This window comes from Streptomyces sp. NPDC050636, assembly GCF_040654775.1.
Lineage (GTDB): Bacteria > Actinomycetota > Actinomycetes > Streptomycetales > Streptomycetaceae > Streptomyces.
Genome location: NZ_JBFAIP010000015.1, coordinates 71,954 through 90,343, shown reverse-complemented (window position 1 = coordinate 90,343; position 18,390 = coordinate 71,954). Strand labels below are relative to the sequence as shown.

The window sequence follows — 18,390 nt, the reverse complement described above, 5'->3', positions numbered from 1 at the left end:
GGCTTCACACGGAAGACGTTCATCGCCATGATCGACTCGGTACGGGCGGACGCGCTGAGCGCCGGGCTCACCACGGGGGCCGACTGGGACCGCGGAATCGCCGACCTGCGGCGGACCACCCAGGACGGCGGGAGCTTCCACTACGCATTCTTCAAGGCGACTGCGGTGAAGGAAGCGGGAGTTGCCTCAGGAGACGCCTCAGGCACCTCAGGAGCTGCCTCGCGAGCTGCCGCAGCGCACTCCAGCAGCGCGGGAAGCTTCCCCGCCGTCCCGACATCGGCCGGCATGCAGGCGAAGAGCTTGATGCCGGGCGCGTCGAGCGCCGCCAGCTTCACGTAGTCGAAGGTGAGCAGTCCGACCCGGGGGTGTGCGAACTCCCGGCGGCTGCTGCCGAGCTCCGCGATGTCGTGCGCCTCCCACCACGCCCGGAACTCCACGCTCGCCTGCCGCAACTCGCCCGTGAGCCGCTCGAAGCGCGCATCGCCGATGCGCTGCTGCGCGTCCCCCCGGAACTGCGCGAGCAGATTCCGCGCCTGCCCGGACCAGTCGGCCAACAGCGTCCGCATCGCCGGGTCCATGAACACCAGCCAGATCAGGTTGCGTTCGGACGGCGTCAGCTGCCCCGGGTCGCCGATCAGACCCGCCTCGGCCCGGTTCCAGCCCACCAGGTCCCAATTGGCGTCCAGGAGGTAGGCCGGGTGCGGTTCGAGCGCGTCCACCAGCTGCTGCAAGGCGGGCCCTGGGCCGCGGCCGGACGGCTGTTCCGGCGGTTGCACGCCGGCCAGCGCGAACAGATGCCGGCACTCGACGGAACTGAGCATCAGTGCGCGCGCCAGGCTCATCAGGACCTGTCGGCTGACGGTGATGTCCCGTGCCTGCTCCAGCCAGGTGTACCAGGTCACGCTGACACCGGAGAGCTGGGCGACCTCCTCGCGCCGCAGTCCGGGGGTGCGGCGCCGCGGGCCCGCGGGGATACCCGCCTGGCGGGGCGTGATCCGCTCCCGGCGGGACCGCAGAAACTCCCCGAGGTACCGCCGTCGCTCCTGGTCAGCCATCGCACTCCACTCACGGGGGTTGGTACGAATACCAGCATATTTGGCCTCTGTATCGCCGCCCCGGCCTCCACAACGCTTGCGGCATGCGCCACTTCCCCCTCGCACTTCCCAGCACCGAGCAGCAGGCAACGCCGACGCCGCCCGCCGCGGCGCCATGGCGGGCCCTGACGGTCGTGCTGGTCGGGGCCTTCATGGCCGTACTCGACACCTTCATCGTGCTGGTCGCGGCCCCCGCCATCCAGGCGGGCCTACACGCCTCCGACGCCGATATCCAACTCGTCCTCGCCGGTTACCAACTCACCTACGCCATCGCCCTGATCGCCGGCGCCCGACTCGGTGACCGGTACGGCCGCAAGCGGCTGTTCCTGACCGGTATGGCGCTGTTCACGCTGTCCTCCGTCGCCTGTGCCCTCGCCCCCGACCCCGGTAGCCTGATCGCCGCGCGTCTGGTCCAGGGACTGGGCGCGGCGGCGATGTTCCCGCAGGTCTTCGCGATGATCCAGGTGCTGATCCCAGCCGGGCAGCGGCCCCGGGCGTTCGGCGCGCTGGGTGCGGTCATCGGCATGGCCACGATCGCCGGCCAGTTGCTCGGCGGCGTCCTGATCGCCACCGATTTCTCCGCAGCCGGCGGCCTCCTGGGCGCGCTCGTCCCCGATGCCGTCGGCTCCTCCTGGCGGCCGGTCTTCTGGGTCAACCTCCCCATCGGGCTGGCCACGCTGCTGCTCGCCGCCCGCTTCGTCCCCGAGTCGCGCGCGCCGGAGGCCCGGCGGCTCGACCTGCCCGGTGCCGTCGTACTGACCGCGGCCCTCTTCCTCCTCGTCGTGCCGCTGGTCGAAGGCCGGACGTACGGCTGGCCGCTGTGGACCTGGCTCAGCCTGGCCGGCAGCGCCCTCGCCTGCGCCGCGTTCGCCGTGGTGGAACGGCGGGTGGACGCTTCGGGCGGCACCCCGCTCGTCCGGCTGCGCCTGCTGCGCGAGCGGCCCTTCGCCGTCGGTATGGCCCTGGTCGTCCTCACGTACGCGGGCATCAACTCCTTCTTCCTGATCCTGTCGCTCACCCTGCAGGACGGGCTAGGGATGGACGCGCTCGGCGCCGGCCTGGTCTATACGCCACTCGCCGTGGCCTTCTTCGCCGCCAGCCTCGTCGCGGGACGGCTCACCCGGTTCGGACGCCGGGTGCTCCAGGCCGGCGGCCTCATCGGCGGCCTGGGCTACCTCGCCACCATCGTCCTGGTCATGCACGCCGGTTCCGCGCTGACCGCCTGGTCGCTCGCGCCGACCCTGGTGTTGATCGGCGTGGGCAACGGTCTGCTGGTCACCCCGCTGCTGAACGCCGTGCTCAGCAACGTCGGCCCCAAGGAGGTCGGCATGGCCTCCGGTGTGCTCTCCACGGGACAGCAGGTCGGCGGCGCGGTCGGCGTGGCCCTCGTCGGCGTCCTCTACTACAACGCCCTGGGCGGCGCCGCACACCACGACATCCGCGCGTACAACCATGCGCTGACCAGCGCGCTGCTCTTCAACCTCGCCCTCGCCGCCACCGTCTCGACGCTGCTCCCCCTCCTCCCCGACAGCCCGTCCCGGCGCCCCAAGTAGCCTGCCCTACCGCCGAGTTCCTCCGATTGCCTTGTCGCGGCACACCCCAACCCGCTATCTTGGAACGACCGTTCCGAGATGGGGCACACATGGCGGACATCAAGCACTTCGATCCCGACGCCGTACTCGACGAGGTCGTACGGGTCTTCTGGCGGCACGGCATGCCCGCCACCGGAATCCAGGCCCTGGTGACCGCGTCCGGCGTCAGCCGCTCCAGCCTGTACGCGACCTTCGGCAGCAAGCACGGCCTCTACGCCGCGGCCCTGGGCCGCTATATCGAGCAGCACTCGACCCCGGCGTTCGCCCGGCTGGCGGCGGCGCCCTCGGGGCTGACGGCGATCGAGGAGTTCTTCACGGGACTGATCCGTCTGCGTTGCTCCGGCGGCGTCGCGGGTTGGGGCTGCCTGGTCACCAACGCCCACGCCGGTCCGGAGTGCGCGGAGCCCGACGTACGCGCACTGCTCGACGCGCACCACCGGACGCTCCAGGCGGCCATGCACTCCGCACTCACCACGGCCGCCGGGCTCGGACAGCTCCGGCCGTCCGTCGACCTCGACGCCGCGGCCGCCACCCTGGCGATGCTCGCGTACGGCGTCAATCTGCGCTCCCGCGCGGGTGCCGCCGCCGCGACGCTGACCGACGCCGTGTCCGCCACCGTCGCTCCGCTGCGCGCCCACCACCCACCACAGGAGGAACCACCGCGATGAGCCTCAACGACGAACTGACCGCCTTCTTCCGCGCCGGCTACCCGCAGCTCCCGGCCGCCGCGCGCGAGATCATGGAGCGTGCCGGCCGCGAACTCGCCGCCTCCGGCCAGGCCGAACGCGCCCTGGACGTCGGCGCATCGGCCCCCGGCTTCAGCCTGCCCTCGGCGGACGGCAGGACCGTGACCCTGGACGGCCTGCTGGCCGACGGCCCGGTCGTGCTGACCTTCTACCGCGGCGCCTGGTGCCCGTTCTGCAATATCGCGCTCCGCGCCCTGCAACAGCACCACGCCGAAATCACTGCCCGTGGCGCCCAGTTGGTGGCCGTTTCCCCGCAGATCCCCGACGAGTCCCTGACCCTCTCCGAGAAGCACGAGCTGGCCTTCGACGTCCTCAGCGACGTGGGCTCCGACACCGCCAAGCAGTACGGCCTCAGCTTCGATCTGCCCGCCGACCTGGCCGCCGTCTACGACTCCTTCGGCTTCGACCTCCAGCGCGTCAACGGCGGTCACCCGCACACGCTTCCGCTCCCGGCCACCTACGTCATCGACCGCACCGCCACCATCCGCTGGGCCTTCGTCGACACCGACTACACGGCCCGCGCGGAACCTGCCGACATCCTTACGGCGCTCGACGCGACCCGAGGATAGGACGGCGGCAGCGGGAGCGCCAAGGTCGGATTTCCAGGCCGAAACCGCCGACCCCCTGTCCCCCTACCGATATTCCTCCGCATGGCGCTGCCGGGCGTGGCTCACCAGGCAGTTGAGTACGGCGACGGTGGTGGCGATATCCGTATCGTCGAAGTCTTCGAGCGCCTGGTGGAGGCTGGTCCGCGCGGCCTGCTGAAGGCGTTCGAGGACAACCTTGCCGTGCGGGGTGATGGCCACCTGGCGAGCGCGCCGGTCCTGGGGGTCCGGCGTCCGCTCGACCAGGTCCTGTGACTCCAACTGGCTGATCTGACGGGTGACATGAGGCGGCTCGACCATGAGAAGAGCCGCCAGATCGCCGATCCGGCTGACACCTCCGCCACCGTCCAGCGCCATCAGCAGCCACAGGTCCGAGCGTCCCGCCTTGACCCCGGCCGCCGCCGCCTGGCGCTCGTGCGTCTGCGACCGGGTGAGGAGATAGGACAGCGTGGCCAGCACTCTTTGCAGTGCGACGGTGGGGTCCTGAGCTCTCACGGGGTCCGGCATGGGGGAACTTTAGCCAGTCGGCACTCCCCTCAACACTCCCGTCGGGATTGAGCCAACCTCGATCGGCACGTGATCGCCCCTTCCCTCCCCAACTCGCCCTGAGTTAGCGTGAAATCACTTAGTTGCTTAACTTAGGTAATGAATTGGCCGATCGTGGAAGGACCAGCCGAATGACGACTGCAGAAGTACGTACCGAGGCCCCGCCGCTCGCCGTGCCCGCCGCACGCGCCGGCGGATGTCCCTTCGATCCGGCACCCGGTGTCGAGCGCGCGCGACGGGAGGAGCCGGTCACCCGGGCGACGCTGTGGGACGGCTCCTCGTGCTGGCTGGTCACCCGCCACCAGGACGTACGGGATGTGCTCGGCGACCCGCGCTTCAGTGCCGACGCCGCCCTCCCGGGATTCCCCTTCCTCACCGCCGGCCTGCGCGAACTCGTCGGCAGCAACCCGACCTTCATCCGCATGGACGACCCGGACCATGCCCGGCTGCGCCGCATGCTGACCGCCGATTTCATGGTCAAGAAGGTGGAGGCGATGCGCCCCGAGGTGCAGCGCATCGCCGAGGACCTGCTGGACCGGATGACCGACGGCCGCACCTCGGCCGACCTGGTCACCGAGTTCGCGCTGCCGCTGCCGTCGCTGGTGATCTGCCTGCTCCTCGGCGTCCCGTACGAGGACCACGACTTCTTCCAGGAACGCAGCCGGGTGCTGCTCACCCTCCGGTCGACGCCGGATGAAGTGCGCGCGTCACAGGAGGAGTTGCTGGACTATCTGACGCGTCTCGCCGAGTCCAAACAGAGCGCCCCGGACGACGGCATCGTCAGCCGGCTGGTCGCCCGCGGTGAGCTCGACTTCACGGAAATCGCCGCCATGGGCCGCCTGTTGCTGATCGCCGGTCATGAGACCACCGCGAACATGACGGCCCTGTCGACGCTCGCCCTCCTCCGCAACCCCGACCAGCTGGCCCGGCTGCGCGAAGACCCCGCGCTGATCAAGGGTGCCGTCGAGGAACTGCTGCGCTATCTGACGATCGTCCACAACGGCGTCCCCCGGGTCGCCACCGAAGATGCCACCGTCGGCGGCCGTACGATCCGCGCCGGCGAGGGCGTCCTGTGCACTCTCAACGCGGCCAACCGCGACGAGGGGGTCTTCCCCGCGGCCGATGCGCTCGATGTCGGCCGCGATGCCCGGCGCCATGTCGCCTTCGGCTTCGGCGTCCACCAGTGCCTGGGCCAGCCGCTGGCCAGGGTGGAACTCCAGATCGCGGTGGAGACGCTGCTGCGCCGGCTGCCGGGCCTGCGCCTGGACATCCCGTTCGAGGACGTCCCGTTCCGCCACGACATGGGGATCTACGGGGTGCACGCCCTGCCGGTCGCCTGGTGACCGCCTGCCTCTGAAGCCCGCTCCAGTCCGTCCGTCCATCACCGGCTGCCGCTCGCGGCCGGGCCCACCGCAGGGAGAACCATGCGCGTTCACGCCGACCAGGAGAAGTGCTGCGGCGCCGGAAGCTGTGTGCTGTCCGCGCCGGAAGTTTTCGACCAGCGCGACGAGGACGGCATCGTCATCGTCCTCGACGCCCGGCCGCCGGCGGAGCTGCACGAGGCGGTGCGGGAGGCGGCGGCCATCTGCCCGGCCGCGGCGATCTCCGTTTCGTAGGGAGTCCGGCAACACCCCTGGCAGGGCGCAGTGTTGAGGCCCTTACCCCTGGGGGCGCAATAGCCACCGGCGGTTCGATTCCGCGGCACTCCTTCGTGTGACGGCGCACATCACCGGGTCTCCGCACGGGCAGCGACAGTCCGCACGGATCCCGTAACGGAAGGAATATCCGCATGCGTCTTCGCCACACGGTGGCCACCGCCGTCGGTGCCCTCGCCCTCGTCCTGGCCCTGCCCACCTCCGCAAGTGCGGCCGCGGGGAACTTCACCTACGTGTACACCGACCCGGACGGCGCCCGGCACACCAGCGGGCTGATCGCCCCGCCGAGCCAGGAGTGCATCAACCTCCCAGGTGCGACCGACGAGGCCGTGCCGCCTGCGGATACACCGAGGAACGACACGGACGCGACCGTTACGGTCTTCTCGGACGCCGACTGCGAGGGCGACTACTTCACCCTCCGGCCGAACGGCGGTCACGCCTCCGCGCGGCTCAAGCTCCGCTCGGTGGCCTTCTCCTGACCTGACGCCAACCGCCGCAGCGCCGCAGCCGACGGCGAGGCCGGTTCCGCGTGGTAGGTGATCAACTGCTGGTCGGGGTCGGCGGGCAGCGTCAGGGTCTCGTACGCGAGAGTCAGCCGCCCGACCAGCGGATGGTTGAGCACCTTCACCCCGAAGCCCTTGTCCTGGACGTCGTGCGCGGCCCACAGCTTCCGGAACTCGTCGCTCTTGACGGACAGTTCACCGATCAGCGAGGTCAGTTCCGGGTCGTCGGGATTGCGGCCGGCGTCGCGCCGCAGATAGCCGACGATGTCCGCGGCCTTCGCCTCCCAGTTCTCGTACAGCTCGCGCGCCGCCGGGTCCAGGAAGACCTGCCAGGCCAGATTGCGCTGCGGGCGCGGCAGCGAGGGGAAGTCGCCGAGCAGCTCACAGGCCAGCCGGTTCCAGGCGATGATGTCGAGCCGCCGCCCGACGACGTACGCGGGGATGCCCTCCATCGTGTCGATCAGCTGCTGGAGCGCGGGCCGCACCTTCTGCGGACGGCCGGCCGGGCGCACCCTGCGGGAGACCGGACGGGCGAGATGGGTGAGGTGGTCGCGCTCGGCGCGGGTCAGCCGCAGCACGTTGGCGATCGCGTCCAGTACGGCGGCGGAGACGTTCCGGCCACGGCCCTGTTCGAGCCGGATGTAGTACGCGACGCTGACCCCGGCCAGCTGCGCCAGCTCCTCGCGCCGCAGCCCCGGGACCCGGCGCCGCCCGTGGTCCGGCAGCCCGACGTCCTGCGGCCGCAGCCGGGCCCGCCGGGAGCGTAGGAACTCGCTCAGTTCGGTGCGCTGGTCCATAGCGGCAGTATGCGGCCGGTCGGGCAGGGGTTGCCGCCCGTCGCGGGTCGGGAGGGTGGTCCCGTCGGTAGTAGGAAGGGCATGCATACGTTCAAGGGGGCACTGGCTACGCCCCTCCGACCAGCGCACTCTCGATGCCATGACCCACACCTCTGTCGCCGCGTACGCCGCACCCGCACCCAAGGCCCCGCTGGAGCGGATCACGATCCCGCGCCGCGAGCTGGGTGCCCACGACATCCTGATCGACATCAAGTACGCCGGAATCTGCCATTCCGACATCCACACCGTCCGCGCCGAGTGGGGCGACGCCGGGAACTCCCCGATCGTCGACGGGAACTTCCCGATCGTCCCCGGCCATGAGATCGCCGGCGTGGTCACCGAGGTCGGCTCCGAGGTCAGCCGGTACGAGGCGGGCGACCGGGTCGGCGTCGGCTGCTTCGTCGACTCCTGCCGGGAGTGCGAGAACTGCAAGTCCGGTCTGGATCAGTACTGCACCGGCGAGCCGGGCATGGTCAACACCTACGCCGGCACCGGCCGCGACGGGCAGCCCACCTACGGCGGCTACTCCACCCACATCGTCGTCGACGAGAACTACGCCCTTCGCATCCCGGACGGCATCCCGCTGGACGGCGCGGCCCCACTGCTGTGCGCCGGCATCACCCTCTACTCCCCGCTCGCGCACTGGAAGGCCGGCCCCGGCAAGAAGGTCGCGGTCGTGGGCCTGGGCGGCCTCGGGCACATGGGCGTCAAGATCGCCCACGCCATGGGTGCCGAGGTGACCGTCCTGAGCCAGTCGCTGCGCAAGAAGGACGACGGCCTGCGGCTGGGCGCCGACCACTACTACGCGACCTCCGACCCGGCCACCTTCGAGCGGCTGGCGGGCACCTTCGACCTGATCGTCAACACGGTCTCCGCCAACCTCGACCTCAACGCCTACTTCGAGCTGCTCAAGACCGACGGCACGCTCGTCCAGCTCGGCGTCCCCGAGAACCCGCTGCCCGTCGCCCCCTTCGCACTGATCGGCCAGCGGCGGTCCTTCGCCGGTTCGCTGATCGGCGGCATCGCGGAGACACAGGAGATGCTCGACTTCTGCGGTGAGCACGGCCTGGCCGCGGACATCGAGGTGATCGGTGCGGAGCAGATCAACGAGGCGTACGAGCGGGTGCTCGCCAGCGACGTCCGCTACCGGTTCGTGATCGACGCCTCGACGATCTGACCCGGTATCCCGCTCACCCGGTGTGAGTGTGAACGCCCGGGACGGCCTCCTGACGGCCGTCCCGGGCGTTCGTGTGCCGTGACCCCATGGCACTAATTGGAAACGGTACCCATTTCCATATAGCCTCTAACCTCCCGTACCCCGCCCACCCGGAGGAGGCCCGAAACCCATGGCCGTACCCAAGCGCAAGCTCTCCCGCAGCAACACCCGCCACCGTCGCGCCCAGTGGAAGGCGACCACGCCCCAGCTGGTGCCGATCACCGTCGACGGCTCCGTGTACCAGGTCCCGCAGCGTCTCGCGAAGGCGTACAAGCTCGGCCTGATCGACCCGAAGGACTGACCGGCCATGGCGCACCCCCGGCTGCCCGTCACCGTGCTCTCGGGGTTCCTCGGCGCGGGCAGCGGCGGCGGTGGGCACACGTGCAGGTCGCCGTGACGCGCTCCACTGGGTCCGGCCCCTCAGGACAGCAATCCACGCTCCAGCGCCACCATCACAGCTACGCTCGCCGCATGGCTGATTTCCTCCAGGTTTCCACAGCGACGGAGACGCGCGAGCAGGCGGTAGAGCTGGCCCGTTCCGTAGTGACAGGTCGTCTCGCGGCTGGTGCCCAGATCGTTGGCCCCGTGGTCTCCGCCTTCTGGCATGCGGGCGAGTTCGGGACGGGCGAGGAGTGGCAACTCCTGCTCAAGAGCCGGGCCGACGGATACGCCGCGTTGGAGGCGCACCTCCTGAAACATCACCCTTGGAAGAACCCCGAGGTCTCGGCCGTGCCCCTCGTGGCCGGGTCGGATGCGTACCTCCGTTGGATCGCCACGACCGTCGGACCAACCCCCGGCGAGTAAGTGTCAGGGGCGGGCCTTCTCCAAGACCTCGGCGACGGCGGGCACGGTCCGGTGCTCGCCGAGCCGTCGCAGGACGGGAGCAAGCCGTTCCCGTGGGCGCACCGAAGCCACCCCGGCGCAGAGGTCCAGCGCTCGGCCGGTGGCGGTCGCGGCTTGCTCAACCTCCCGGGCTGTCAGGTAGGAGTCGGCCAGCCACGACAGGTACAGGCTCTTGTCCCGGGCGTGGGTGTCGTCGTATGTGGCGAGCGCTGATTCCAGGACCGGAACGGCGCGCAGCGGGCGCCGCAACTCCGTCCAGCACCGGCCGCTCATGATCTGCAACTCGTTGCGGTCGACCCACGCCACCCAGTCCGGTTGTGGAGCGTCGTCGGCCTCGGCGAGTGCAGATGTGGCAGAGTCGAGCGCGCGTTCCGTCTCGACTGCAAGCCCGGCGACGGCGTATGCCCATGCGAGCCGCTCGTACAGGAGGGCTCGGACGCCTGAGGCAGCGTCGGGGCCCGCTGTTGCACACGAGCGGGCGGCGGTCTCGATTCCGGCCTGTCGGTCGCCGTTGACCTTCTGGTAAGCGAGGAAGGCGAGCGCGTTGCCTGCTAGAGCCTTGTCTCCTGCTTCCGTGGCAGCCTCGTGGCTGGCCTCGTACAGGCTGCTCGCAATGGCGTGCTTGCCGCCGTCGAATGCGGCCCAACCGGCTTGCTGCGCCTGCTCGGCGAGCACGGAGAGGAGGGCTCGGCCCGTCTCCTCGGTGTATGTGGCATCACGCATCAGTGCCTTCGTGGCCTGGTACTCGCCGAGGTAGACGCGGTACGTGTCACCTCCGCCGAGCACGTCATCAAGGCGCCGCAGTCTGGCCGTGCGCTCCCGGAGTTGCTCAGGGACATTGCTCACGACTCGGCGGACCCTCTGAGGACGCGTGAGGTCAGACAACCCGACGGCGAGCCCGGCCACGGCCGATGCCTTGAAGAACTCTCTGCGCTGCACTTCGTCTCCGTCTCCGTCCGTAGCGGTGGCATGTGCAGGCGTGGGGAGCGCACGGCAAGCCGGGGCCTCCCACTCGCGGGGCGCGAGACCGAGCAGTCCTCCGGGAATGCGCAGTGCGACGGCAATCCGCGCGACCTTCTCGAAGGTCGTCACGCTGCCGATGCCGCGTGCCAGTAACCCGACACGTTCCGGTTTGATGTCGCACTCGGCCGCGATCTTCGAGTAACTGATCCCTGCCTCACTGCGCGCGAGACGGAACACCGTGCCGAAGTCATGGGCCGCGAGCGCGGCTCTCATCTCCACATGGGACAAGAGTCCGCGCGGGAGCGCGGTCGGCGGTACGTAACCGGTCATGAAGTGCCCCGTCGCGCCTGCTGGTGACAGTGTGCCGCATTGGCCGAAGCGTCAGCCTACCCATGATGGGGATACCCGTGGGCGGGAAGTCACCGGCTCTACCAGCGCGGACAGTTGGACCTATCAGACCCCCGCAACCGTGCGACCGGTCCGGGGGCGTGGCCATCAACCGGTAGGAGGTTGACAGCATGCGCAAACATAGCGCGTGGATCTTCGAATTGCTGTTGGGACTGTTACTGCCCGCGCGGGGGCGTCACCGGTCCGCCGGCGCACCGCCTGCCATGGGGTGCACGGACGCGCCGACGCTCGTACTTCCCCGCGTGACCGCCGGGCAGCAGGGGCTACTGCGTGGTGAGGACACTGCCCTGATCCGCCCGTACGTCCTCACACCCGAAGAGCGGCAGGAGCGGCGGTTGCAGCGCGGGCGGCGGCGGTCACTGTGGCTGGCGGTCCACGGGTACGACGCCGGACCCCGCTGGATCCACGGTGTGGAGGTGACGTCCTGATGCCCCTCAACTGCCGCCCCGTCCACCTGAAGGAACCGGTATCGACGCCGGAGCCGGAGCCGGTTGCCGGGTGCGATGTGTGTCTGGCTCTGGCAGGGCAGCGTGCGGGGGCGCGAGCCGTCGGAGACCTGTCGAAGGTGATCGACTGCAACATCGAGATCGGCAGCCACCCCCACACGAAGGCGGCGCGGTCATGAGCGCGGGCGTGTGGTCACGGCTGCGCGACTGGGCCGAAGAGGCGTGGTGTCGGCATGTCAGGTATCGGGAGTTGTACCGGCAGCTTGACCGGATGCGGGCGGACCTGAAGGCCCGTGCCGCGTGGATGGATGAGTTGTCCGAGGAGGAGTTGGCGGGGGTGCTGCGTGGTCTCGCCGAGTGCATCGACGCTGTACAGACATCGGGTGGCGACGCCCCGGACCATGGGGAGGGGAGGGCATGAGGGCGCGTTACCGGTTCGCCGAGTGGACGCTGGCGGCCGATTCGGAAGTGTCGCTGCGGTTTGTCGGTGAATGCCTGGACTGCGGGGAGCGCTGCGTCGATACCGCGTCCGCTGATGAAGCGCAGTGGTGGTGCCTCAAGCATGCCGGGCTCACCGGGGACAGGCGCTTTGAGATGAAGGGATTCCAGTTCTTCACCGCCTACCTGACCAACGCGGCGGCGGACGGTGCTCCTCCCGCGACGTAGGACAGGCAGGGCAGGGCTGCCGTGGCCTGGCTCCAGCCGCCCCGCCCGCACATCTTCCCCCGACCGGACAAGCCGAGAGCAGGGACAGCACGTGTTCCGCTTGAGCCGACGGGCTCACTCCCGGCCCGGTCCGCCCTGCGGGGAGTCTCCCGGGATGCTCCCTTGAAGGATGCCGCGCGGCAACGCGGTGAGGGAAACAGGTCCCGCCCGGTGATCTCCTGCACCGGGCGGGACCGCTAAGTGGCGGGCCCGAAATCCCGCCCCTTCACTCAGCCCCTTCGATGGCCGACCGGCCGCCCGGGGTAGGTCACAGAAAGGCACTGCCAGCAGTTGTCAGTGGCTCAGGGCACACTGGCGGCATGAGCATCTCCCCACGCACCGTTGCCGGTTCGGCGCGGCAGTCCCGGCATTGGGTGGAGTCCATGGGCGGCCCGCTGATAGCCGTCCCCGTCTCCGCGCTGCCGGGTTGGGGCGGCTGCGCCCAAGCGGGCGGGGCGGGAAGGGCGGACGGCCCGGATGATTACGACCGCGCCTGCGAGGTGGACGGCTGGGCCGGGGTGATCGCCGTGGGTGGGGACGGCGCGCAGGCACTGGTCCTGGCCGACGAGCCCGCCCGCAGCCGCTACCTCCCGGAGCACCGGGCCTTCCTGCGCTGGCTGGCCGCCGACTCCGAGGCCGATCTGATCGCCGCGGCCGAGGCCGTCCTCGCCGCCCCCGCCACCGCGTGGGAGGAGTGCGGCACATGGAAGACGGACGGCGCGGCCGTGCTCATGGACTCCGTCACCTCCGGGACCGACCTCGGCATCGAGTACCCCATCGGCGGCGGACTGCCGGAGCAGGCCCCGGTCCTCATACCCGCCGGCCGGTGGACGGTCCGCGCCGTCCACACCGAGGCCGGCGAGCACACCTGGATCGGTCTGGTCCAGCTAGTGGCCGACAGCGCCTAAGAGCCGGGGTAGGGACTGGGATAGGGACTGGCGTAAGGACTGGGATGAGGGCCGGAGGGAGGGCTGGAGGGAGGGCCGGGATACGGCAGCCTTTCCGTCCCCCGCTCCCTCGCTCCCCCGTCCCCCGTCCCCCGCTCCTGCGCCCGGCGCATCCTCCGGGACGACCACCAACTCACCTGCCCCAGAAGCACCATCGCCGACGGAAGGATCATGACCCGGATGACGAAGGCATCCAGGAGTACGGCCACCGCGAGGCTGAAGCCGATCTGCTTCATCTCGGCCAGGTGCAGGAACATAAAGCTGGCGAAGACCGTCACCATCACCACTGCCGCGCTGGTCACGACCTTGGCCGAAGCGCCGATGCCGTGCACGACCGCCTGCCGGGTGGGCACGCCGCGCAGCGCCGCCTCGCGAATACGGCTGACGACGAACACCTGGTAGTCCATCGACAGACCGAAGAGGATGACGAAGAGGAAGAACGGCACGCGAGAGCCGATCGCGCTGGTCGCCGCCGGGTCGAAGCCGAACAGTGTGCTCGCCAGACCGTGTTGGAAGAAGACCACGACCAGGCCGAACGCGGCCCCGGCGGACAGCAGGTTCAACACGACACCGATCAGTCCGATGACAGCGTGGGCTGAGGGCGCCCGAAGATTTCCCGCACCGGTCGGCAACCCGGGTCCCCGCCACACGTCGTCACGGGTGAGGGCGCCATCAGGCGCCGCCCGTCGAACGTGGAGCAGCCGACCAGTGAACCTCTCGCCCACCTCCCGCCGTCACGAGCCGTCCGCATCCGACGGCGCCCCGAAGCGCGCCGCACGCCCCGCCTCCCGTACACACCTCCGTGGTGCGGCCGGCGCCGCGCTGCTCGCGGCGGTCACGCTGTCGGCGCTGTCCACGGCCACCGCCGCGCACGCCGACGCCCCGGCGGCGAAGGCGGAGCGCCCCACAGCCGGCGCTCCCGCATCGGCGCCCACCTCCGCATCACCGCGCCCGACCACCGCCCCCGAATCACCGCGTCCGACCGCCGCCCCCTCGACGCCGGCCCCCACCCCGGACGAATCCACCACCGCGGCCCCGTCCGCCCGGCCCACAGCGCCCGGGACCAGCGCCGAGCCGACCGCCGCCCCGTCCAGCCCCGGCCCGAAGCCGACCGCCGCACCTGAGCGCGGCCACGACGCCAAGCCGAGCCCCGCCCCCGCCGACGGGCACGGCCAACTCGCCCGCACCGGCGCCTCCCCCGCCGCCACCATGGGGCTGGCCGGCGGTGCCGCCGCCCTGCTCGCCGCGGGCGGCGGCACCCTCTACGTCGTCCGCCGCCGGCGCGCCTGAGCCCCGCGCCCGCCCCGAGGAATCGATGGAGTACTCCGCCACCCCGCACAGCGCCCCGGTACGGTTCGCCGTACCGGGGCCGCGGCACGGCCTGTGGCAGTGGCTGCTGCGTGCCGCCCGCCCGGCGATGACGCGTCGCGAAGGCCATCACCCCGGATACCCGCGCCACTCCCCCGACACCGGCGAACTGACCGACGCCCAGGCCCAGTTGCCGGCCTCCGCCCCGTCAGCAGACCCCCGTCCGACGATCAGCGAGCTCTACCACGCGCACCGGCTGAACATGGTCCGGCTGGCCGTCATGCTCGTCGACGACCGCGCCACCGCCGAGGACGTCGTCCAGGACGCATTCGCCGCGCTGTACAAACGCCACGGCGAACAGCTCGGCGAGGTCGACAACGCCCTCGCCTATCTGCGTACCGCCGTCGTCAACGCGGCCCGCTCGGTGCTGCGGCGCCGTCGTACCGCGCGGGACTACACCCCGCCGCACGAGGCGGACGCACCATCCGCCGAGGAGCGGATCGTGCTGGACGAGGAGCACCGAGAGGTGTTCGCCGCGCTGAACGGGCTGACCGCGCGCCGCCGGGAGGTCCTCGTACTGCGCTACTGGGGCGATCTGACCGAGGCACAGATCGCGGCGACGCTCGGCATCAGTCGCGGCTCGGTGAAGTCCATCGCCAGCCGCGCCCTGGACTCCCTGGAGAAGATCTTGGAGGCGCGGTCATGAACGGCCACGGCAGCGGCGGCTTCGGTACGAGTGCAGGTGACGAGTGCCCCGAGCGCCCCGTGGAGGAGCGGCTGCGGCGGGCGTTCGCGGCCCGCGCCGAGTCGATCGACGTACGGGACCTACGGCCCGCCGAGCCGCCGGGACCGCATCTGCGCCACGGCCGTCTGCCCGGCCCGCGACCCTGGCTGCGCCGCTTCGGGCTGCCGCTGGCGGCGGCCGCCGCGGCCACCGCCGTCGCCGTCGGCTATCTCGCGCTCGCTCCCGCCGCTCCGCCCGCCCGGCCCGGTCCCGCGTCGCCGCCGAGCCCGGTGAGCCCGGTGAGCCCTTCCCCGCCCCCGAAGCAGACCGGCCCGGCCCCCGGCCCCTCGGCCGGCGAGTCATCACCGGGCGGCAGCCCGTCCGCCAGGCCCTCCGGATCCGGCTCGCGAACGCCCGGAGCCGACCCCGGCCGGCCACCTGAGGGCACTGCGACGAGCACCCCCACTGCCCGGCCGACCGAGGAGGGCGGGCAGCCCACCTCCGCCCCGCCCCCCTCACCGACCCCCACGCCCCCGGGCTCCACCAAACCCGACGAACAGTCCGCCAACTCCCCGTCCGCATCAGCGCGTTGACGTACCCGCGGCCACCATCCGCCCCGTTTCACGTGAAACACTGCCGCGTCGCCGCCACAGCACCCCGAGCGCCACCACGCCCGCCGTCCCTCCGACGCACGACCACGCGAATGCGTCGCCGACCGCGCCATAGACCGTCTGCGTCCGCGGCTGCACCGGCACCTCGGCGACCAGGGTCTGCCGATCCGCGGTGAAGTAATCCGCCGCACCGCGCGTGCGGCCCTGGTGGTCGACCGCCGTGGCGATCCCGTTCACGGACTGCCGGACCGTCGCATAGCCGTACTCCACCGACCGGAAGACGGCCCGCTGTGCGTGCAGCGCCTCAAAGCCGATCCAGTCGTTGGCGGGCACCATCATCAAGGCGGTGCCCTTATCCGCCGCCTGCCGCATCAGCTCCGGGAAGTCGGCGTCGTAGCAGATCACCGCGGACAGCCGCCCGTACGGCGAGTCCACCACCGGGACGTCCCCCTTCCCCGGCGCATTCCGCTCCATGGGAGTGGGGTGCGTCTTGTCGTACGTCCACGCGACCTTCCCCTCGGGCGTGACCAGGGCGGCCACATTCCGTACGTAGGGCGCGTCCTGGGTGTAGAGCGCGAAGGCGGTGCTGACGTAGGTGTGCCGGGCGCGGGCGATCTTCGCCACCCGCCCGAGCAGCCGCTGCCGGTCGCCGTCCAGCACCGCGGCCTGGGTCTCCGGCCACACCACGATCCGTGCACCGGCCCGCGCCTCGCGGTCGGTGGCCGCCACCAGGTCGTCGGCCACCGGTGCCAGCGCCTTCCGCACCCGCTCCGGGTGGGCCCGCAGCTCCGACCGGGGCCGCCACCATTCCTGCCCGTTCCAGTCCAGCGCCTGCCGCGTGGCCCGTTCCGCCGCGCGCCCCGCGCTGATGCCGGCGACCCGTACGGTGTCCGTCGTCGGCGCGAAGAACACCAGCCGTACGCCACCGGCGCCCAGCACGACGGCCAGCACCCCGGCCCACACCAGCGCGGTCCGCCGGACCTCCGGCCACCGGAAGCCGCGCTGCCACACCCAGTGCGCCACCGAAGCGGTCCACGCCACCACGAAGCTGACGCCGTACACACCGGTGACGGAGGCGAGTTGGACCAGCGGCAGAAAGCCGTGCTGGGTGAAGCCGAGCGCCCCGTAGTCGCCGAAGTCGGCCAGCCGTGTGAAGAGATACTCGCCGCAGACCAGCACCACCGGGAAGACCAGCGTCGACAGCGCCGACCCGGTGCGCGCCGCGATCAGCCGGTCGGCGACGAACGGCAGCGTCTGCGCCACCGCGAGCACCGCGAACACCCCCACCGCGGTCGGCACGAAGACCAGCCCCGTCGAGACCAGCCACAGCAGCGTGGCGAGCCCCACCGCGTACCCGACCCGGAGCAGTCCGCGGCGGGCCGGCCGCAGCCGCGCGTAACGCAGCAAAAAGACCGGGAACAGCCAGGCGGCAAGCGCGACATGCCAGTTGCTGTGCACGGCGAGGACCAGCAGTACGGCACCGGCGAGCCATAGCCGACGCCCCGACGCCCGACCGCGCGACGCCTCAACTCCCTCTTCCGCCCCTTCCGCGCGCGGCGCCGTCCCTCTCTTCCGTTCCCGCAGCCCAAACACCCGTGTCTCCCCTCGTGGTCACCATCCGTATGGGCATCCGCAACGGCCTCCGCAACAGCATCGGCGGATGGGACGCGAGGGGAACGCTAGGGACGGCAGGACACTTGGCACCGCTGCCGTTCGTCGGGACGTATCCCTTACTTTCGTCAGGCTGCCGCCTTCGGAGCCATGCACCGGTCGGCCGCAGCGCACGTTAGCCACTCGTTAGTCGATCAGCAGTGCCGCCACCGAAGATCATGTACACACCACACCGACCGGTGTCCGCCTTCACCGGTCGCACCACCGCTCAGCCGCCGTCCCCGGGGGAGCCCACCATGCCGTTCATCCGTACCGCCACCACCCGCCGCGGCCGCGGGATAGCCGTCGCTTCGCTGCTCGCCACCGTGCTGTCGCTCACCGCATGCCAGGGCCACAGCGGCGGCAGGAACGACCCCGCATCGCCCGCCGCATCCCCGTCGGCGGACAGCAGCACATCGGCGAAGGACGGTGCGGCATCCGGCGGCGGCGCGACATCCGACAGCGGCAGCACCACCAGGCCCACGCCCACAGCCAAGCCCACGGCCAAGCCCACCGAGCTCAAGGCCTCCGGCGCGCAGGTCGCCTGCATCCCGGAGATGCTCAGGTTCCATGCCGGCGCCGCGCGGCGGCCGATCAACCACATGATCCTGACCGTCACCAATATCTCCGACCGGACCTGCGACTTCGCCGCCCAGCCCTACCCGAAGCTCCGGTTCAACGGCGAGCAGCGGCACGCCACCCCCGTGATCAGGCGCAGCAAGCGGAAGGCCGCCCTCTCACTCGCTCCCCGCGCGACCGCGTACGCCGGAATCATCACCTCCGCCGCCGACCTCCCGGACGGCAAGGGCGAGAAGATCTCCCAGTTCGGCGTCGCGCTGGCCCGCCACACCACCCCGACCCAGGTCGGCCTGGACGGCGGCGCCCCGGTGTACGTCGACATGGACACCGCCAAGGTCACCTACTGGCAGTCATGCCGCGCGGACGCTCTGAAGTGGTGACCGCCCGGCCCGGCGCCTGCCCGCAGCCCGTCC

Annotated in this window: 23 protein-coding genes and 1 pseudogene; 18 read left to right on the top strand and 6 right to left on the bottom strand. The window is 71.0% G+C overall.

What is annotated here, in order from left to right:
* Window positions 1–140: 140 nt before the first annotated feature.
* Complete coding sequence (locus AB0I10_RS15380) at window positions 141–1,055, bottom strand: helix-turn-helix transcriptional regulator (RefSeq protein WP_363152940.1); 915 nt, start codon at window positions 1,053–1,055, stop codon at window positions 141–143.
* 83 nt (window positions 1,056–1,138) lie between these two features.
* Between AB0I10_RS15380 and AB0I10_RS15375 the strand changes: the two genes are divergently transcribed.
* The 3 genes from AB0I10_RS15375 (at window position 1,139) to AB0I10_RS15365 (ending at window position 4,001) form a co-directional block, all read left to right on the top strand.
* On the top strand, window positions 1,139–2,647 hold the full coding sequence (locus AB0I10_RS15375; RefSeq protein ID WP_363152939.1) for an MFS transporter: 1,509 nt from the start codon (window positions 1,139–1,141) through the stop codon (window positions 2,645–2,647).
* A gap of 89 nt (window positions 2,648–2,736) precedes the next feature.
* A complete protein-coding gene (locus tag AB0I10_RS15370; RefSeq protein WP_363152938.1) occupies window positions 2,737–3,354 on the top strand; it encodes a TetR/AcrR family transcriptional regulator in 618 nt (205 codons plus the stop codon).
* Window positions 3,351–4,001 (top strand): peroxiredoxin-like family protein, encoded by a 651-nt coding sequence (locus tag AB0I10_RS15365; protein WP_363152937.1) that lies wholly within the window; start codon window positions 3,351–3,353, stop codon window positions 3,999–4,001. Before AB0I10_RS15370 ends, AB0I10_RS15365 begins: the two co-directional genes overlap by 4 nt.
* A gap of 63 nt (window positions 4,002–4,064) precedes the next feature.
* Here AB0I10_RS15365 and AB0I10_RS15360 read toward each other — a convergent pair whose 3' ends face one another.
* Complete coding sequence (locus AB0I10_RS15360) at window positions 4,065–4,544, bottom strand: MarR family transcriptional regulator (protein ID WP_363152936.1); 480 nt, start codon at window positions 4,542–4,544, stop codon at window positions 4,065–4,067.
* 170 nt (window positions 4,545–4,714) lie between these two features.
* Here AB0I10_RS15360 and AB0I10_RS15355 point away from each other — a divergent pair, with 170 nt between their 5' ends.
* From AB0I10_RS15355 to AB0I10_RS15345, 3 genes are all read left to right on the top strand, one after another.
* The gene (locus tag AB0I10_RS15355; RefSeq protein WP_363152935.1) at window positions 4,715–5,926 is read left to right on the top strand and encodes a cytochrome P450; all 1,212 of its coding nucleotides are present in this window, start codon (window positions 4,715–4,717) and stop codon (window positions 5,924–5,926) included.
* An 81-nt stretch (window positions 5,927–6,007) separates the two neighbouring features.
* On the top strand, window positions 6,008–6,199 hold the full coding sequence (locus AB0I10_RS15350; protein WP_363152934.1) for a ferredoxin: 192 nt from the start codon (window positions 6,008–6,010) through the stop codon (window positions 6,197–6,199).
* 173 nt (window positions 6,200–6,372) lie between these two features.
* On the top strand, window positions 6,373–6,717 hold the full coding sequence (locus AB0I10_RS15345) for a hypothetical protein (protein ID WP_363152933.1): 345 nt from the start codon (window positions 6,373–6,375) through the stop codon (window positions 6,715–6,717).
* Here the strand turns inward: AB0I10_RS15345 and AB0I10_RS15340 are convergent.
* Window positions 6,672–7,538, bottom strand: coding sequence for a helix-turn-helix transcriptional regulator (locus AB0I10_RS15340; protein WP_363152932.1), 867 nt, complete (start codon window positions 7,536–7,538; stop codon window positions 6,672–6,674). The two genes, AB0I10_RS15345 and AB0I10_RS15340, sit on opposite strands and share 46 nt — an antisense overlap.
* 139 nt (window positions 7,539–7,677) lie before the next feature.
* Here AB0I10_RS15340 and AB0I10_RS15335 point away from each other — a divergent pair, with 139 nt between their 5' ends.
* From AB0I10_RS15335 to cutA, 3 genes are all read left to right on the top strand, one after another.
* Window positions 7,678–8,754 carry an NAD(P)-dependent alcohol dehydrogenase gene (locus AB0I10_RS15335; RefSeq protein ID WP_363152931.1) on the top strand — a complete coding sequence of 359 codons (1,077 nt, stop codon included), beginning with the start codon at window positions 7,678–7,680 and terminating at the stop codon, window positions 8,752–8,754.
* A gap of 169 nt (window positions 8,755–8,923) precedes the next feature.
* Window positions 8,924–9,094, top strand: a complete 171-nt coding sequence (rpmF, locus tag AB0I10_RS15330; protein ID WP_363152930.1) for a 50S ribosomal protein L32 — start codon at window positions 8,924–8,926, stop codon at window positions 9,092–9,094.
* Between the two features lie 170 nt (window positions 9,095–9,264).
* Entirely contained in the window at window positions 9,265–9,597 is a 333-nt protein-coding gene (gene cutA / locus AB0I10_RS15325) for a divalent-cation tolerance protein CutA (RefSeq protein WP_363152929.1), read from the top strand.
* Between the two features lie 3 nt (window positions 9,598–9,600).
* Here the strand turns inward: cutA and AB0I10_RS15320 are convergent, their stop codons facing one another.
* A complete protein-coding gene (locus AB0I10_RS15320; protein ID WP_363152928.1) occupies window positions 9,601–10,872 on the bottom strand; it encodes an XRE family transcriptional regulator in 1,272 nt (423 codons plus the stop codon).
* A 245-nt stretch (window positions 10,873–11,117) separates the two neighbouring features.
* Between AB0I10_RS15320 and AB0I10_RS15315 the strand changes: the two genes are divergently transcribed.
* The 5 genes from AB0I10_RS15315 to AB0I10_RS15295 all read left to right on the top strand — a co-directional run bounded on the left by AB0I10_RS15315 (window position 11,118) and on the right by AB0I10_RS15295 (window position 13,066).
* Complete coding sequence (locus tag AB0I10_RS15315) at window positions 11,118–11,435, top strand: hypothetical protein (RefSeq protein WP_363152927.1); 318 nt, start codon at window positions 11,118–11,120, stop codon at window positions 11,433–11,435.
* Window positions 11,435–11,632 (top strand): hypothetical protein, encoded by a 198-nt coding sequence (locus tag AB0I10_RS15310; RefSeq protein ID WP_363152926.1) that lies wholly within the window; start codon window positions 11,435–11,437, stop codon window positions 11,630–11,632. The genes AB0I10_RS15315 and AB0I10_RS15310 overlap by 1 nt, the downstream gene beginning before the upstream one ends.
* The gene (locus tag AB0I10_RS15305) at window positions 11,629–11,874 is read left to right on the top strand and encodes a hypothetical protein (RefSeq protein WP_363152925.1); all 246 of its coding nucleotides are present in this window, start codon (window positions 11,629–11,631) and stop codon (window positions 11,872–11,874) included. The genes AB0I10_RS15310 and AB0I10_RS15305 overlap by 4 nt, the downstream gene beginning before the upstream one ends.
* Window positions 11,871–12,119 (top strand): hypothetical protein, encoded by a 249-nt coding sequence (locus AB0I10_RS15300; RefSeq protein WP_363152924.1) that lies wholly within the window; start codon window positions 11,871–11,873, stop codon window positions 12,117–12,119. Before AB0I10_RS15305 ends, AB0I10_RS15300 begins: the two co-directional genes overlap by 4 nt.
* A 359-nt stretch (window positions 12,120–12,478) precedes the next feature.
* Window positions 12,479–13,066, top strand: coding sequence for an Imm21 family immunity protein (locus tag AB0I10_RS15295; protein ID WP_363152923.1), 588 nt, complete (start codon window positions 12,479–12,481; stop codon window positions 13,064–13,066).
* A gap of 137 nt (window positions 13,067–13,203) precedes the next feature.
* On the opposite strand, the pseudogene AB0I10_RS15290 reads toward AB0I10_RS15295, so the two are convergent.
* A pseudogene (locus AB0I10_RS15290) lies at window positions 13,204–13,692 on the bottom strand (MMPL family transporter); the annotation flags it as partial.
* A gap of 121 nt (window positions 13,693–13,813) precedes the next feature.
* Between AB0I10_RS15290 and AB0I10_RS15285 the strand changes: the two are divergent.
* Genes AB0I10_RS15285 through AB0I10_RS15275 form a run of 3 tightly spaced genes read left to right on the top strand, consistent with a single transcriptional unit; the run spans window position 13,814 to window position 15,730 of the window.
* Window positions 13,814–14,395 (top strand): LAETG motif-containing sortase-dependent surface protein, encoded by a 582-nt coding sequence (locus AB0I10_RS15285; protein ID WP_363152922.1) that lies wholly within the window; start codon window positions 13,814–13,816, stop codon window positions 14,393–14,395.
* 25 nt (window positions 14,396–14,420) lie between these two features.
* Window positions 14,421–15,119 (top strand): SigE family RNA polymerase sigma factor, encoded by a 699-nt coding sequence (locus AB0I10_RS15280; protein WP_363152921.1) that lies wholly within the window; start codon window positions 14,421–14,423, stop codon window positions 15,117–15,119.
* Entirely contained in the window at window positions 15,116–15,730 is a 615-nt protein-coding gene (locus AB0I10_RS15275; protein WP_363152920.1) for a hypothetical protein, read from the top strand. The genes AB0I10_RS15280 and AB0I10_RS15275 overlap by 4 nt, the downstream gene beginning before the upstream one ends.
* On the opposite strand, the gene AB0I10_RS15270 is transcribed toward AB0I10_RS15275, so the two are convergent.
* On the bottom strand, window positions 15,719–17,341 hold the full coding sequence (locus tag AB0I10_RS15270; protein WP_363152919.1) for a nitrilase-related carbon-nitrogen hydrolase: 1,623 nt from the start codon (window positions 17,339–17,341) through the stop codon (window positions 15,719–15,721). The genes AB0I10_RS15275 and AB0I10_RS15270 overlap by 12 nt on opposite strands.
* Window positions 17,342–17,655: 314 nt before the next feature.
* Between AB0I10_RS15270 and AB0I10_RS15265 the strand changes: the two genes are divergently transcribed.
* The gene (locus AB0I10_RS15265; RefSeq protein ID WP_363152918.1) at window positions 17,656–18,357 is read left to right on the top strand and encodes a DUF4232 domain-containing protein; all 702 of its coding nucleotides are present in this window, start codon (window positions 17,656–17,658) and stop codon (window positions 18,355–18,357) included.
* Window positions 18,358–18,390 lie beyond the last annotated feature (33 nt).

What these genes read in the sequence shown, in the direction of transcription:
- AB0I10_RS15380 (WP_363152940.1), bottom strand. Translation starts at nt 1,055, where the DNA reads ATGGCTGACCAGGAGCGACGGCGGTACCTCGGGGAGTTTCTGCGGTCC.
- AB0I10_RS15375 (WP_363152939.1), top strand. Translation starts at nt 1,139, where the DNA reads ATGCGCCACTTCCCCCTCGCACTTCCCAGCACCGAGCAGCAGGCAACG.
- AB0I10_RS15370 (WP_363152938.1), top strand. Translation starts at nt 2,737, where the DNA reads ATGGCGGACATCAAGCACTTCGATCCCGACGCCGTACTCGACGAGGTC.
- AB0I10_RS15365 (WP_363152937.1), top strand. Translation starts at nt 3,351, where the DNA reads ATGAGCCTCAACGACGAACTGACCGCCTTCTTCCGCGCCGGCTACCCG.
- AB0I10_RS15360 (WP_363152936.1), bottom strand. Translation starts at nt 4,544, where the DNA reads ATGCCGGACCCCGTGAGAGCTCAGGACCCCACCGTCGCACTGCAAAGA.
- AB0I10_RS15355 (WP_363152935.1), top strand. Translation starts at nt 4,715, where the DNA reads ATGACGACTGCAGAAGTACGTACCGAGGCCCCGCCGCTCGCCGTGCCC.
- AB0I10_RS15350 (WP_363152934.1), top strand. Translation starts at nt 6,008, where the DNA reads ATGCGCGTTCACGCCGACCAGGAGAAGTGCTGCGGCGCCGGAAGCTGT.
- AB0I10_RS15345 (WP_363152933.1), top strand. Translation starts at nt 6,373, where the DNA reads ATGCGTCTTCGCCACACGGTGGCCACCGCCGTCGGTGCCCTCGCCCTC.
- AB0I10_RS15340 (WP_363152932.1), bottom strand. Translation starts at nt 7,538, where the DNA reads ATGGACCAGCGCACCGAACTGAGCGAGTTCCTACGCTCCCGGCGGGCC.
- AB0I10_RS15335 (WP_363152931.1), top strand. Translation starts at nt 7,678, where the DNA reads ATGACCCACACCTCTGTCGCCGCGTACGCCGCACCCGCACCCAAGGCC.
- rpmF (WP_363152930.1), top strand. Translation starts at nt 8,924, where the DNA reads ATGGCCGTACCCAAGCGCAAGCTCTCCCGCAGCAACACCCGCCACCGT.
- cutA (WP_363152929.1), top strand. Translation starts at nt 9,265, where the DNA reads ATGGCTGATTTCCTCCAGGTTTCCACAGCGACGGAGACGCGCGAGCAG.
- AB0I10_RS15320 (WP_363152928.1), bottom strand. Translation starts at nt 10,872, where the DNA reads ATGAGAGCCGCGCTCGCGGCCCATGACTTCGGCACGGTGTTCCGTCTC.
- AB0I10_RS15315 (WP_363152927.1), top strand. Translation starts at nt 11,118, where the DNA reads ATGCGCAAACATAGCGCGTGGATCTTCGAATTGCTGTTGGGACTGTTA.
- AB0I10_RS15310 (WP_363152926.1), top strand. Translation starts at nt 11,435, where the DNA reads ATGCCCCTCAACTGCCGCCCCGTCCACCTGAAGGAACCGGTATCGACG.
- AB0I10_RS15305 (WP_363152925.1), top strand. Translation starts at nt 11,629, where the DNA reads ATGAGCGCGGGCGTGTGGTCACGGCTGCGCGACTGGGCCGAAGAGGCG.
- AB0I10_RS15300 (WP_363152924.1), top strand. Translation starts at nt 11,871, where the DNA reads ATGAGGGCGCGTTACCGGTTCGCCGAGTGGACGCTGGCGGCCGATTCG.
- AB0I10_RS15295 (WP_363152923.1), top strand. Translation starts at nt 12,479, where the DNA reads ATGAGCATCTCCCCACGCACCGTTGCCGGTTCGGCGCGGCAGTCCCGG.
- AB0I10_RS15280 (WP_363152921.1), top strand. Translation starts at nt 14,421, where the DNA reads ATGGAGTACTCCGCCACCCCGCACAGCGCCCCGGTACGGTTCGCCGTA.
- AB0I10_RS15275 (WP_363152920.1), top strand. Translation starts at nt 15,116, where the DNA reads ATGAACGGCCACGGCAGCGGCGGCTTCGGTACGAGTGCAGGTGACGAG.
- AB0I10_RS15265 (WP_363152918.1), top strand. Translation starts at nt 17,656, where the DNA reads ATGCCGTTCATCCGTACCGCCACCACCCGCCGCGGCCGCGGGATAGCC.